Origin of the sequence: Halopseudomonas maritima (assembly GCF_021545785.1) — a bacterium.
Classification (GTDB): domain Bacteria; phylum Pseudomonadota; class Gammaproteobacteria; order Pseudomonadales; family Pseudomonadaceae; genus Halopseudomonas; species Halopseudomonas maritima.
Window position 1 is genome coordinate 519,154 of record NZ_CP079801.1, and the last position, 14,351, is coordinate 533,504.

Here is a 14,351-nt window from a genome sequence, read left to right on the forward strand (position 1 = left end):
GCGCGCGCCCGTCAAATGGCGGGCGCCGCCTCCCACTCTCGATTGCTCATATACGCCTTCACCCGCTCGCGTTGCGCGGCCGTCAGGTGCAACCCCAGCTTACTGCGACGCCACAGCAAGGCCTCGGCATCGCTGGCCCATTCGCGCTCGCGCAGATAGCGTATCTCGCGCTCGGTCAGCCCCGCGCCGAAGTCCTCGCCCATATCCGCCGCACAGTTCATCCCCCTGAGAAACACCTGGCACAAGGTGCCGTAGCTACGCGCATAGCGGGCACGCTGCTGCTCGCTCAGCCAGGGATAACTCTGCGCCAGCTCGGCCTGCAGCCCGGCTTGACTGTCAAAGTCGCCGCCGGCCAGAGCGTGCTCGGCCGTCCAGGCCGCGCCGGCGTTCGGAAACCAGGGCTGCAGACGGTCCAGTGACTGCTCGGCCAACTGGCGGTAGGTAGTCAGCTTGCCGCCAAATACCGCCAGTAGCGGCGCCTGACCTGGCTCGGCGTCCAGCGTCAGGCTGTAGTCACGGCTGACCTCGGCGGCGTTGGCAGTGGCGCTACTGATCAAAGGCCGCACGCCGGCAAACCGGTGCACGATATCTGAGGCACGCAGCTGGCGCTTGAAGTGCGCGTTGACCACCTCCAGCAGATAATCCACCTCGGCCTGCTCCGGCTCGACCGCCGCCGGGTCGCCCTGAAAATCCACATCGGTGGTGCCAATCAGGGAGAACTCCCCCTCGTAGGGCAACACAAAAACAATCCGCTGGTCTTCGTTCTGCAGGATGTAGGCCTCGCTACCACGATGCAGCTGCGGCACCACGATATGGCTGCCCTTGACCAGACGCACCCCATGCGGCGAACGGGTGTTCACCACCCGCTCCATCACCCGTGCCGCCCAAGGCCCGGCTGCGTTGACCAACGCCCGCGCCAGCACCGTGCGACGTACCCCGGCGGCGCTTTCCAGTTCGATTTCCCAGAGGTCATTGCGGCGCTGCGCAGAGATACAGCGGGTATGCAGACATATCTCGGCGCCCAGACTGGCCGCCTGTACGGCATTAAGGGCGACCAGACGTGCGTCGTCGGCCCAGCAATCGGAATACTCAAAGGCATAATCGATAACCGGGTTCAGCACGCCCTGCCCGTTCAGCGCCTTGCCGGTCGACCCCGGCAGAGTGCTGCGACGGTGCAGGTGGTCGTACAGAAACAGTCCGGCGCGCAACATCCAGCGCGGGCGCAGGTGTGGTCGGTGCGGCAGCACAAAGCGCAGCGGCCAGATCAGGTGCGGTGCCTTGGCCATCAGCACCTCGCGCTCGCCCAGTGCAGCACGCACCAGGCCAAATTCGTAGTGCTCCAAATAGCGCAAACCACCATGTACCAGCTTACTGCTGGCCGAGGAGGTGTGCGCCGCCAGATCATGCTGCTCGCACAGCAGCACTGACAATCCGCGGCCGGCGGCATCATTGGCAATGCCTGCACCGTTTATACCCCCGCCTATCACCACCAGATCCAGCACAGCTGCCGCGGGCGCGGCCGCGCGCGGGCGTTCATCGCGATGGGGTGAGAGCATGCGGATTCCTCGATGGTGTGCATTCCTTGACCGCACCAGTGTGCAACGAGCACTGTGTCAACGACAAGACATCTGCTGTGACCTCGCGCGCAGTCTGCACACAGCTCTTGGCCCCCGCCCGCCCGCGGTTTACCCTTAAGGAAGAACTGATCAATTCCACACGCCCTCTGCGAGTGCTCAAGCGTGCAGATGCAAGGCGCGATGTGCAGCCAATAGTGGTTCTATTGGCAAGCAGCGCAACACAGCAGATGCATGCTTGCGCGCTCGCCCTGCGGGGCGTACAGGCTGGGGCATGCGGAATTGATCAGTGCTTCCTTAACGGCAGCGCACACCGCTAGCCAGCTCTCGACACCTGCAGCGGACGCCACATGACCCCCGCAACAAAACTGCTCGACAAGGCCAAGGTCGCCTACCACCTGCACCGCTACAGCCACGACCCGCAGGCCGAATCATACGGCGGCGAGGCGGCCGACAAACTTGGCCTGGAGCACCGCCGCGTGTTCAAGACTCTGCTGGCCGCCACCGAGACCGGTGAGCTGCTGGTAGCTGTGGTGCCCGTGTCGGACAAACTGAATCTCAAGGCTCTGGCCGGCGCCGCCAAAGTAAAGAAAACCGCTATGGCCGATCCGGCAGCGGCGCAGCGCAGCACCGGCTACCTGGTGGGCGGCATCAGCCCACTCGGTCAGAAGAAACGCCTGCGTACCTTTATCGACAGCAGCGCCGCCGACTGGGACAGCATTTTTGTCAGCGGCGGCCGACGCGGGCTGGAAATCGAACTCAAGGCCAGTGACCTGCAGGCCCAGACCAACGCGCAGCTGTGCGAGCTGTGCCGCGATTGACCCACACCAACATCCACTTGATCAGGACACCCGACATGGCCAAGCCGATCCTCGCCATTGACCAGGGCACCACCAGCAGCCGCGCTATCCTGTTTGCCGCCGATGGCAGCCCGCAGCACAGCGCCCAGCAGGAGTTTGCCCAGCACTTCCCCGCCGACGGCTGGGTTGAGCACGACGGCGAAGACATCTGGCAGTCCACCCTCGCCGTGTGCCGTGAGGTACTCGACAAGGCCGATATCAGCGCCAGCGACGTGGCCGGCATCGGCATTACCAACCAGCGCGAAACCACCCTGCTGTGGGATGCCCAGAGCGGTGAGCTGCTGCACCGCGCCATCGTCTGGCAGGATCGCCGCACCGCGGAGTTCTGCGCCCGCCTCAAGGCCGACGGCCACGAGGCACTGATCAGCGAACGCACCGGGCTGCTGATCGACCCCTACTTTTCTGCCACCAAACTGCGCTGGCTGCTGGATGAGGTGCCCGAGGCCCGTCAGCGCGCCGAGCGCGGCGAGTTGCGCTTTGGCACCGTGGACTGCTTCCTGCTCTGGCGTCTGTCCGGCGGCCAGGTCCATCGCACCGATGCCACCAACGCCTCACGCACCCTGCTGTTCAACATCCATACCCAGCAGTGGGATGAAGAGTTGCTCAAGCTATTCGACATTCCGGCCAGTCTGCTGCCCGAAGTGATGGACAGCGCCGCCGACTTTGGTCAAACAGACGCCAACGTGCTGGGCGCCAGCGTGCCCGTGTGCGGTATCGCAGGTGACCAGCAGGCCGCGCTGATCGGCCAGGCGTGTTTCAGCCCCGGCATGGTCAAGAGCACCTACGGCACCGGCTGCTTTATGGTGATGAATACCGGCGACACACCCATCCGCTCGCAGAATCGGCTACTGACTACCGTTGGCTATCGCCTCAAGGGGCAGACCACCTATGCGCTGGAAGGCAGCATCTTTGTCGCCGGGGCTGCGATTCAGTGGCTGCGCGACGGCCTTAAGCTGATCCAGCACGCGGGCGAGACCGAAGCACTGGCGCGCCAGGCCGGCGATCATACTGGCGTCTATCTGGTACCCGCCTTCACCGGCCTTGGCGCGCCCTATTGGGACCCAACCGCCCGCGGCGCCATCTTCGGCCTGACCCGCGACACCGGCATCGCGCAGATCGTTGCCGCCGGCCTGCAGTCAGTCTGCTTCCAGACCCGCGACCTGCTCGACGCAATGCAGGCAGACGGCGCGCAAAACACCGCCGCCCTGCGCGTGGACGGCGGCATGGTCATTAATAACTGGGTTGTGCAGGAGCTGGCCAACATCCTGGGCGTGACCGTTGACCGCCCCCAAGTCACCGAAACCACCGCCCTGGGCGCCGCCTACCTGGCTGGCCTGCAGCTCGGCGTGTTCAACAACCTGGACGATATCGCCAGCCACTGGGCGTGCGAACGCACCTTCTCCCCGTTAATGGCCGAAGAGCAGCGCAGTGCACTCTACGAAGGCTGGCTGGATGCCATTCGGCGAGTGCGCGACTAACCTAAAATCGGGAAGGTTTGGTTCCACAAACCATAGTGCAGAGACAAGCCCCCGGTAGCTCCAGCTTTCGCGTGAACGACGGGGGCTAAGCGCACCGGGAGCGGGTTAATCCAGCCCCAGCATACCGCGCAGCGTGGACAGCTCTTCGGCCAGCACCGTGACCGGCCCAACCAGGGCGCGGCGGTCGCGTTCGCTGACCTTGTCGTAGGTCTGGAAGCCTTTGCTGGCGTCGCCTTGGCTCAGGTGGTAGTTGGCCAGGGTGTCATCAAGCGCGGCAAAGTTACTTTCAATACGCGCCACAAAGGCCGGAGCGTCCTGCTCTACCAGGGGTTTGACCAGCTCGAAGATCTTCTTGGCGCCATCCAGATTGCCCTGAAAATCCCACAGGTCGGTATGGCTGTAACGGTCTTCCTCGCCGGAGACCTTGGTTGCCGCCACTTCTTCCATCAGCGCAGCAGCGCCACCGACAACCGCTTCCGGCGGAAAGGTGAGGCCCTGCACGCGCTGCTCCAGATCATTCACATCGCTCATGAGGCGATCAGCATACGCATCCATACCGTCGGTGCTGCGCTCATGGAACAGGCCGTACTCCAGACGGTGAAAACCGGTAAAGGTCGGGTCTTGTACGCCGTGTTCATAGTCGTCTTCACGGGCGTCGATGCTGGCGTCCAGATCGGCGAACAGCTCGGCAATGGGCTCAATACGTTCGTAGTACACGCGGCTGGGGGCATACAGCGCCTGGGCGCGCGCGAGGTCACCGGCCTTGACCGCCTCAGCAAAGGCGCGGGTGTGCTCGGTGAACTGCTCAAGGTTATCGAGTACATAGAGTTTGTAATCGGTAATCGGCGCCACCAACGCCTGCGGCGCAACGGCAGCCTGGGCCTGCAGTGCGCCCAGACTCAGAGCGGCGGCAAGCAGCACACCACGGGAAATCAGCATATTGGTCTCCTGAAAGATCGGATGAATATCAGTCACGCACCACGGATTGCATCGGCAGCAGCCAGCATGCCGCTGCCCAGATAATCGCCAGCCTGCACGCCCGGCAGAGTGAAGAAGTAGCCACCGCCCACCGGCTTGATGTATTCCTCCAGCGGCTCGCCATCCAGGCGCTTCTGCACAGTGATAAAGCCCGCTTGCAGGTCAGCTTGATAGGCGATGAACAGCAGCCCCATGTCCAGCTGGCCGTTGGCTTCAACGCCATTGGAGTAGTTGAACGGGCGACGCAGGATCAGGTTGCGCTCGCTGCCGTGGGTACGCGGGTTGGCCAGACGGATATGCGAGTCCAGCGGCGTGATGCTGCCGTCCGGGTCACCGGCGTACTGCGGCAGGTCGTGCTCGACACCGCCGTGCATCGGCGAGCCGCTGTCACGGCGGCGGCCGAAGATCGCCTCCTGCTCCTGCAGGGGCGTGCGGTCCCAGCGCTCGACAAAGTTGCGGATCAGCCGCACCGCCTGATAACTGCCGTTGTGCGCCCAGGCCGGCTCGTCGTTGTTCCGGTCGACCCAGACCAGTTGCTGCATCAAGGCGCGGTCATCTGCGGGCGGGTTGGCGGTGCCATCGCGAAAGCCAAGAAAATTGCGCGCGCTCTCGGTCTCGCCGTCCGGACGCGGCGCCATCACCGGCACACTGCCCTCTTGCTTCCAGCGCACCATCAACAGGCCGGGGGTGTTCTTGATGATGTCGCGCAGCGCGTGAATGGTGGTGCCTTCGCTATTGGCGCAAAACTGCAGCGAGATATCGCCGTGGCAACGCGCGGCATCCAGCGCATCATTCGGAAACGCCGTCATGCGTTCCAGCTGCCGTGGTTTGACATCAGCCAGGCCAAAGCGCTCATCAAACAGCGAGGCGCCAACCGACAGGGTGATGGTCAGCCCATCGGGGTCGATGGTTGGGCCAAGAATGCCGGAGTCGACCGGCGGATAGCGCGGGTCACGCTGCTCGTAACTGCCACCCCGGGTGAGAAAGGCAATGCGTTCGCTCAGCGTGCGCAGCAGTTGCTCCAAGCCGGCGCGGTCACGCGCCAGCACATCAAAGGCCACCAGCATGCCCACCGCCGGGCGCGGGGTAGTGATGCCCTGCTGCTGCTCACCGTGCCAGGGATAGGTTTGGCCAGTGGTTGCGCTGGTCGGTGCATCCGCTACCTCGGCAACGTGTGCTGGCTGGCTCGCCAGCGCGCCACCGCTCAGGCCCGCAGCCGCAATACCGGCACCAGCGGTGCCAAGCCCCTGCAGAAAACGTCGACGATCCAGCCCGGCAAACGGGCAACCTTGGGATGAAGTGTCATGCTTACTCATGCAATACAGTCCTAATTGGCCGCCGCAAGCAGCGGGTTGACGTTGGCCAGCTGCGCAGCCAGCGCCTCAGTCAGCGGCAGCACGCTTGGTGCACTGCCCTCAGAAACCCCTGCGGCCAGCGCCTGATTGGCCTCGGCCAATTGCGCCGCCTGCTCGGGATGCGCCTGTTCAAGCACCGGCACCACCAAGCTGACGACCTTGTCCACGCCCTGCTGCAGGTTCATCAGGTCGGCCTGCGCCAGCTCACTCAGCTGCGCTTGCCCCTGCTGCTGGTCATGCCAGGCCTGCAGCACCCGCCCGGCACCACGCACCAGCTGCGGCGCCGGCACGCCCTCGGCGCGCAGTCCTGCGCGCAGATCAGCCACATCGCGATTGAGCTGTTCGGCTACCGGCAGCAGTCCGTCCAGGCTTTGCTGCTCAAACAGGCCATAAGCCAGGCGCTGAAAACCCATGAACTCAGGGTCCTGCTCGCGCTGGGCAAAGTAGTCGGCGCGGGCGTTGAGGCGCTGATCCAGGTCGCTGAACAGGCCAACGGCCAGGGCCATCTGCTGATCCGCCGCCCGAGCATCTCGATACGCCTGCTGAGCAGCCGCCAGATCACCATCGGCGATCTGCTGCTGCAGCTGCTCGGCAGCCTGCGTCAAAGCGCGGCCCCGCAAGGTCAGGTACACCCGGTATTCGGCAAGCGGCCCGATCAGTGCGCGGGCAGACACCTCGGTCATGCGCTCACTACCATCGCCCGCGGTAACCGTCAGCGTGCCGCGGGGGTTGCTCAGCAGGCCGCAAGTCATCGCGTACTCACCGGGTGTCAGCTGCGCGCTGAGCTGCTGGTGCATACCAGGCGCAATATTCTCGCGCTCCTCCAGCACCATCACACCATCAAGAATCTCCCACTCGATGGCCCGCTCCGAGCCGTTGATCACGGTGAAACGCCGTTTGCCCGCCGGCACCGAAATGGCATTGGGCTCGCAGCCCTTGGCGGTCACCGTCACCTCGGTGCTGTCGGCGGCCTGCGCAGCCGATTTGCCGCCCAGCGAGAAATAGAACAGTGCCAGCGCGCCCAGCATCAGCAGCGCGGCCGCCACCAGGCCGGCCCGCAAGGCCAGGCGACTGGGCGCGGAAACAGGAGATTCAGACATCAGAAGACACTCGCAAGCAGTTTAAAACCGCAGTTGAAAACAAAGCTCGGCCAATCAGCCCCGGGCCGCAGCTGGCGCCGGCAGCGCCTGGCCACGCGGCCAAAAGAAGGCGCCGAGCGCCACGGCCAGATACCCGAGGTACGCCACCAGTTCGCTCACGCTCGGCGTGGGGTAATAGCCAAAGATGCCGGCAAACAGACTGCCCAGTGCGGTATCCAGCGCCAGCCAGTCACTCAGATCAAAGACCACGGCCTGGGCGTGATTCCACAGGCCCGCTTCATGCAGCGCACGTACCGAACCCGCAAGCAGCCCGGCGGCCACCAGCAGGATGAACAGCCCGGTCAAACGGAAGAAGTGTTTGAGGTTCAGGCGCAGGCTGCCTCGGTAGAAGGCCCAGCCCGCCAGCGCCGCGCAGAGCACACCCAAGAGCGCACCTAGCGGCGCAGCATGGCTCTGGCTTTGCTGGAATACCGCCAGCAGGAAAAAGACTGACTCCAGCCCCTCGCGGGCCACCGCCAAAAACACCATGCCGATCAGCGCCCAGGTGTGCTGGCGGCCGTGGGAAAACGCCTGATCCAGCGCCCCGATCAGCTCGCCACGCAGCCCCTGGGCGGCGCGGCGCATCCAGAACACCATCCAGGTCAGCATCGCCACGGCAACAAAGCCCACCAGCGCTTCAAACAGCTCCTGCTGGCGTTGCGGAAACTCCGCGCTGACAAACTGCAAGCCGGCACCGGCCAGCAGCGCAAGGCTAACCGCCAGGAAAATACCGATCCACACCAAGGGCATCCAGCCAGCGCGGCCGGTCTGCCGCAGATAGGTCGCAATGATGCCAACAATCAGCGCGGCCTCAAGGCCTTCGCGCAGCATGATTAGAAAGGGAATCAGCATGAGATAAAGTCGCAGATGAGAATTAATCCGCAAGAATGATACATGTAACAAAATATGTAACAAGCCGTGATCGCGTATCCAAAATGGAAACACTGCTTTCTCGTCTGACGCCGCAAGGAAGACATACAGTAGTAGGGCTGACAAAGCCGCAGGCGTGTCCGCCGGTCAGCCTCAATGCCGACATGGATGGTTTGAGCGCGGCGCTGTTGGTGGACTAGCGCAGCGTGGTCCACCAGAGCCACACCGCATCACCCTGCCCAGCGGACACGCCTGCGGCGTTGTCCGCCCTACCCGCTAGAACAGCAACAGAGCGCGCCTGGCGCTCTATCCGAGCAGCCCGGAGAACGGTAGATAGCGCACCAAGTCCCCCGCCGCAAAGGTCTCTCCTGCCGGCACACACAGCAGCCCCGTGGCCTGACTGGCACTGCTGAGTACGCCGGAGCTTTGATTACCGGCCAGCTGCACCACACCCTGCTCAACCCGCGCGCGCAGATACTCATCACGCGTGCCGGCCTCGCCCCAGGCGAAGGCCGCCGGCAACGCAAAGTGCGCCGTGGCGGTGTCCAACGCCCCTAGCCGGGCCAGCAGATACGGGCGCACCAGCAATAAAAAGGTAACCAGGGTGGCCGCCGGGTTGCCCGGCAAACCGAGTACGGTGGTATCGGCGTAGGTGGCCAGGGTAAAGGGCTTGCCCGGCTTGATGGCCAGCTTCCACAGATCCACACTGCCGCCGTCTCGCAGCGCCTGCCCCAGACAATCAGCCTCGCCAACCGAAACACCACCGGAGGTGATGATCACATCGGCCTGCGCACTCAGCTCGCGCAGGCGCGCGTGGGTAGCAGCCAGGTCATCCGGCAGGATGCCGGCATCCAGCACGGTCTGGCCCATGCCCTTGAGCAGTCCGGTCAAGGTGAAGCGATTGCTGTTGTAAATTTGTCCCGGCGCCAGCGCAGCGCCCGGCTCCACCAACTCATCGCCGGTCGACACCACCGCCACCCGCAGCGGCTGGCGTACCGACACCTCGGCCAGGCCAACCGAGGCGATCACGCCCAGCTCTTGCGGGCGCAGGCGCACACCGGCGGCGATCACCTCTGCGCCAGCCACAATATCCTGCCCGCGGCGGCGCACGTTCTGGCCGGGCACCACAGGCTCCTGCAACTGCGCAACCGCTCCCTGCTGCGCCACGTTCTCCTGCATTTGCACCGCGTCGGCACCGGCCGGCAGCGGCGCGCCGGTAAAGATGCGGGCACAGCTGCCGGCTTGCAGCGGCAGTGGCGCCATGCCTGCGGTAATGCGTTGGCTGACCGGCAGGCCGGCAGCCATCGCCGCAGGTAGATCACTGCTGGCCAGCGCGTAGCCGTCCATTGCGCTGTTGTCCCAGGGCGGCACGTCCGCCACAGCAACAACCGGCTCGGCCAACACACAGCCCAAAGCGTCGGCCAGCGGCACCTTGGCAATCGCGGTCGGTGGATGTGCAGCAGCGCTGGCCAGCAAGCGCTGCAGGGCGGTGTCGACCGGCAGCAGACTCATGCGCGGCGACCACACTGCTCGGCACTACCCAGGTGCTGCACAAAGTTGCAGGGGCGTGTGCGACTATCGAGTTGCGGCTCAAGAATACGTGCCCAGGCGGTGCGACAGGCGTTGGTCGACCCCGGCATGCAGGCCACCAGCGTACGATTGGCCAGGCCCGCCAGTGCGCGGGATTGAATGGTCGAGGTACCGATATCTTCTACCGATACCTGGCGGAACAGCTCACCAAAGCCCTCCACCTGCTTGTCCAGCAAGGGGGCGACGGCCTCCGGCGTGCTGTCTCGCCCGGTAAAGCCGGTACCGCCGGTAATCAACACCACCTCTACCTGCGGATCGGCGATCCAGGCCGATACCACAGCGCGAATACGATACAGGTCATCGGGGTAGAGCTGGCGATCTGCCAGGCTGTGGCCCGCCGCCTGCAGGCTATCGACCAGCAACTGGCCGGAGCTGTCGGATTCCAGTGTGCGCGTATCGCTGACGGTGAGTACCGCGATATTGAGGGGGCTAAAGGGGGCGTCTGGCTTGCTGCTCATGGCGGGAATCCTTGTTGAAGAAAAATCATGAAAGCGCAGACAGACCTATTTGTCCGCAGCTTCCCGCGCTGTTATAACACAGGGTAGCGCAGCCCGGACTCCTCCCATGCCCCATCCTTTCACCCTTAGCACCCTGTTCCTGGCCGGCGGCCAAGGCAGCCGGCTGGGCGGTATCGACAAGGGTCTGATGCTGTTTCGCGGCGAGCCGGTGGCCGCGCGCTTGAGCCGCGTTTTGCAACAAGTGGGCAGTGAGGTGCTGATCAGTTGCAACCGCAATGCTGACCAGTACAGTCAATGGGCCAACCGCCTGGTAAGCGACCCACAACCCGCCTACCCCGGCCCGCTGCTCGGCGTGCTCAGCGCGCTGCGCGTCGCCAAGGGCAGCCACCTGCTGGTAGTGCCCTGTGATATGCCCTTGCTGGACGTGCCATTGTTACAGTCGTTGATCGCCCTGGCCCGTGAGCACCCCGAGCAAGCGGTTGCGCTGCAGAGCGGACAACAGCTGCAGCCGCTGGTCTGCGTGCTACCGCTCACCCTGCTCAACGCGCTGGAGCGCGCCTGGCAGGCCGGCCAACGCAGCCCCCGCCGCTGGTTGATCGAACAACAGGTGCTCACCCTGCGCATCGCCGAAGACGACCCGCGCCTGCTCAACGCCAACACCCCCGGCGAATGGGAAACCACCTCGACACCCTCGTAATCATCAAGCCCGCCACGCGAACAAGCCTGCGGCCTTGCCCGCCCTACGCGATACCACAGCAAGCGCGCGCTGGGCCTCGGCACGCGGGATCAATCGCTAACTCCGCGAAAAACGGCAATTTTTTTCGATTGCCTCTTGTGCCAACAGCTCGTTTAGGTAAAATGCCGCCCACAACGGAGCGTAGCGCAGCCTGGTAGCGCGTCTCGTTCGGGACGAGAAGGTCGCTGGTTCGATTCCAGTCGCTCCGACCAACAGCAAAAAACCCCTGACTCATTGAGTCAGGGGTTTTTCTTTATGTGCTCCCAAAAAAGCAGACGACCGGGCATTCACCCGGCCGCCGCTCCGTCAGTCCAGCATCTCGCGCAGCACGTGGTGCAGAATGCCACCCGCCTTGAAGTAGGCAATCTCGTTGGCGGTATCAATCCGGCACAGCACCTCAAACTCGACTACCTTGCCCTCCGGCGTCGTCGCCTTCACCTGCAGGCGCTGCCCCGGCTTGAGGTTGTCATCAATGCCGAGAATATCGACCTGCTCGTGCCCATCCAGCCCCAGCTCAGCGACATTCTTGCCATCGACAAACTGCAGCGGCAACACGCCCATACCGACCAGATTAGAGCGGTGAATACGCTCGAAGCTCTCGGCCAGCACCGCCTTGACACCCAACAGGTTGGTGCCCTTGGCGGCCCAGTCACGGCTTGAGCCGGTGCCGTACTCCTTGCCGGCCAGCACCACCAGCGGCGTACCTTCGCTCTGGTAGCGCATGGCGGCATCGTAGATCGACAGCCGATCGCCGGAGGGCACATGGATAGTCTCGCCACCCTCTTCGCCACCCAGCATGCGGTTGCGGATACGAATGTTGGCGAAGGTGCCGCGCATCATCACCTCGTGATTACCACGACGCGAGCCGTAGGAGTTGAAGTCGTCCGGCTCAACGCCTTGGGCTTGCAGGTATTCCCCGGCGGGCGAGCTGGCCTTGATGTTACCGGCCGGCGAGATATGGTCAGTGGTGATGGAATCACCGAACACCGCCAACACCCGCGCCTGCTCAACCGGCTGCAACGGCGCCAGCGGCTGGTCGATGGTTTCAAAGTACGGTGGATGCTTCACGTAGGTGGAGTCATCGTTCCAGGCGTAGGTTTTGCCCTCGCCCACGGCTATCGAGCGCCAGTGCTCATCGCCGGTAAACACGTCGGCATAGCGGCTGCGGAACATGTCGTCTTCCACCAGCGCGACCGCCTCGGCGATATCCTGATTGCTCGGCCAGATGTCCTTGAGAAACACCGGACGGTTGTCAGCGTCCAGCCCCAGCGGCTCTTCGCGCAGGTTGATACGTGTATTGCCGGCCAGCGCGTAGGCTACCACCAGCGGCGGCGACGCCAGCCAGTTGGCCTTGACCTGCGGATGCACGCGGCCTTCAAAGTTACGGTTGCCCGAGAGCACCGCCGATACCGCCAGATCGTGTTCGCTGACCACCTTGGACACGGCATCGGGTAGCGGGCCGGAGTTACCGATACAGGTGGTACAACCATAACCCACCAGGTTGAAGCCCAGCTGGTCCAGGCTGTCGGTCAGGCCGGCCTTCTCCAGATAATCGGTCACCACCTTGGAGCCCGGCGCCAGCGACGACTTGACCCAGGGCTTGCGCATCAGGCCGCGCTCAACGGCGTTTTTGGCCAGCAGGCCGGCGGCCATCATCACGCTGGGGTTGGAGGTGTTGGTGCAGGAGGTGATAGCGGCAATCACCACTGCGCCGTGATCCAGCACGTGCTCTTGGCCATCTACCACGATAGATGCCTGCGCGTTGGGGCCACCCACCGCAGTGCCGCCACCGCCCTCGCCTTCCAGGCGGGCCTGCTCGTTGTCAGCTGGTGTCACCTGCAACGCCAGCAGCTCTTCAAAGGCGGCAGGCACATCCGGCAACGCGACCCGGTCCTGCGGGCGACGCGGGCCTGCCAGACTGGCCTCTACCTCGCCCATGTCCAAGTGCAGGGTATCGGTAAATTCCGGCTCGTCACCCGGCTCACGCCACAGGCCCTGCGCCTTGCAGTAAGCCTCAACGCGAGCAACCACCTCATCCGGGCGGCCACTCAGGCGCATGTAGCGCAGGGTTTCCTCATCCACCGGGAAGAAGCCGCAGGTCGCGCCGTATTCAGGTGCCATATTGGCGATGGTAGCGCGGTCAGCCAATGGCAGATCCGCCAGGCCATCACCATAAAACTCGACAAACTTGCCGACCACGCCCTTGGCGCGCAGCATCTGGGTCACGGTCAGTACCAGGTCGGTGGCGGTCATGCCTTCACGCAACCGGCCGGTCAGCTTGAAGCCGATCACCTCGGGAATCAGCATCGACACCGGCTGCCCCAGCATGGCGGCCTCTGCCTCAATGCCACCCACACCCCAGCCCAGCACCCCCAGGCCGTTGATCATGGTGGTGTGGGAGTCGGTACCCACCAGCGTATCGGGCCAGGCCCACTGCTCACCATCCACCTCAGCGGCCCAGACGGTCTGCGCCAGATACTCCAGATTGACCTGGTGGCAGATACCGGTACCCGGCGGCACCACGCGGAAGTTGTTGAAGGCCTTCTGCCCCCAACGCAGAAACTCATACCGCTCGCCGTTGCGCTGCATCTCGATCTCGACGTTCTGCGCAAAGGCCTCATCGCTGGCGAAGCGGTCAACCATCACCGAATGGTCAATCACCAGATCGACGGGCGAGAGCGGGTTGATCTGCTCCGGATCGCCGTTAGCGCGCGCCACCGCATCGCGCATGGCAGCCAGATCAACAACCGCCGGCACGCCGGTAAAGTCCTGCATCAGCACCCGGGCCGGACGATACTGAATCTCCCGATCAGAGCGGCGTTGCTTGAGCCAGGCTGCCATCGCCCGGATGTCCTCAAGCCCAACGGTGTCCCCGTCCTCGTTGCGCAGCAGGTTTTCCAGCAGCACCTTGAGCGACTTGGGCAGGCGGCTAATCTCCGGCAACTGCTCGGCCGCCTGCGGCAATGAATGGTAGTGGTAGGTCTGTTCGCCTACGCTGAGCTGCGCGCGGGAATTCAGGCTGTCAATCACGGACATCTTACTCTCCTTAAGTCTAACGCTGGCCGCGATTCTGGTTGCTATAATGGCGCGGTTCCAGCACGTGCAAACGGTCCTAGGGCTTAACGGCTCTTACCGAATCAGGTCATCCCTCCGTAGCGGACTAACTTACAACCCAAAAACAAGGGCTTACCCTTCGATAAGCGCCATTCGTGCCGAGAGCGTTTTCTGCGCTCCCTGTTCGGAGGACCACCCTGCGACGAGAACGTTCATGCGATAGGCGGCAACACTGCGTTCGCCCTCGTTGACAGCATAG

Annotated in this window: 11 protein-coding genes and 1 tRNA gene; 4 read left to right on the top strand and 8 right to left on the bottom strand. The window is 63.9% G+C overall.

The genetic code is table 11. The features are described from left to right. Positions 1-11: 11 nt before the first annotated feature. A complete protein-coding gene (glpD, locus tag HV822_RS02355) occupies positions 12-1,556 on the bottom strand; it encodes a glycerol-3-phosphate dehydrogenase (protein ID WP_238872065.1) in 1,545 nt (514 codons plus the stop codon). A 368-nt stretch (positions 1,557-1,924) separates the two neighbouring features. On the opposite strand from glpD, the gene ybaK reads away from it, so the two are divergent. Together ybaK and glpK are read left to right on the top strand one after the other, a co-directional pair. Further along, the gene (ybaK, locus tag HV822_RS02360; RefSeq protein ID WP_238872066.1) at positions 1,925-2,395 is read left to right on the top strand and encodes a Cys-tRNA(Pro) deacylase; all 471 of its coding nucleotides are present in this window, start codon (positions 1,925-1,927) and stop codon (positions 2,393-2,395) included. Between the two features lie 35 nt (positions 2,396-2,430). Next, positions 2,431-3,912 carry a glycerol kinase GlpK gene (gene glpK, locus HV822_RS02365; protein ID WP_238872067.1) on the top strand — a complete coding sequence of 494 codons (1,482 nt, stop codon included), beginning with the start codon at positions 2,431-2,433 and terminating at the stop codon, positions 3,910-3,912. Positions 3,913-4,017: 105 nt separating this feature from the next. Here glpK and efeO read toward each other — a convergent pair whose 3' ends face one another. The 6 genes from efeO to moaB form a co-directional block, all read right to left on the bottom strand. Then, the gene (gene efeO, locus HV822_RS02370) at positions 4,018-4,851 is read right to left on the bottom strand and encodes an iron uptake system protein EfeO (protein WP_238872068.1); all 834 of its coding nucleotides are present in this window, start codon (positions 4,849-4,851) and stop codon (positions 4,018-4,020) included. A gap of 32 nt (positions 4,852-4,883) precedes the next feature. Then, positions 4,884-6,206, bottom strand: a complete 1,323-nt coding sequence (gene efeB, locus HV822_RS02375) for an iron uptake transporter deferrochelatase/peroxidase subunit (protein WP_238872069.1) — start codon at positions 6,204-6,206, stop codon at positions 4,884-4,886. Positions 6,207-6,217: 11 nt separating this feature from the next. Further along, positions 6,218-7,345: a cupredoxin domain-containing protein gene (locus tag HV822_RS02380; protein ID WP_238872070.1), complete on the bottom strand. Its 1,128-nt coding sequence runs from the start codon at positions 7,343-7,345 to the stop codon at positions 6,218-6,220. Between the two features lie 54 nt (positions 7,346-7,399). Next, complete coding sequence (gene efeU, locus HV822_RS02385) at positions 7,400-8,236, bottom strand: iron uptake transporter permease EfeU (RefSeq protein WP_238872071.1); 837 nt, start codon at positions 8,234-8,236, stop codon at positions 7,400-7,402. Positions 8,237-8,560: 324 nt separating this feature from the next. Next, complete coding sequence (locus tag HV822_RS02390) at positions 8,561-9,766, bottom strand: molybdopterin molybdotransferase MoeA (protein WP_238872072.1); 1,206 nt, start codon at positions 9,764-9,766, stop codon at positions 8,561-8,563. Then, positions 9,763-10,302, bottom strand: a complete 540-nt coding sequence (moaB, locus tag HV822_RS02395) for a molybdenum cofactor biosynthesis protein B (RefSeq protein WP_238872073.1) — start codon at positions 10,300-10,302, stop codon at positions 9,763-9,765. Before moaB ends, HV822_RS02390 begins: the two co-directional genes overlap by 4 nt. A gap of 106 nt (positions 10,303-10,408) precedes the next feature. On the opposite strand from moaB, the gene mobA reads away from it, so the two are divergent. Further along, the gene (gene mobA / locus HV822_RS02400) at positions 10,409-10,999 is read left to right on the top strand and encodes a molybdenum cofactor guanylyltransferase MobA (protein WP_238872074.1); all 591 of its coding nucleotides are present in this window, start codon (positions 10,409-10,411) and stop codon (positions 10,997-10,999) included. Between the two features lie 174 nt (positions 11,000-11,173). Next, positions 11,174-11,250: transfer RNA gene (locus HV822_RS02405), tRNA-Pro, on the top strand. Positions 11,251-11,344: 94 nt separating this feature from the next. On the opposite strand, the gene acnA is transcribed toward HV822_RS02405, so the two are convergent. Further along, the gene (acnA, locus tag HV822_RS02410; protein WP_238872075.1) at positions 11,345-14,074 is read right to left on the bottom strand and encodes an aconitate hydratase AcnA; all 2,730 of its coding nucleotides are present in this window, start codon (positions 14,072-14,074) and stop codon (positions 11,345-11,347) included. Between the last annotated feature and the right edge of the window lie 277 nt (positions 14,075-14,351).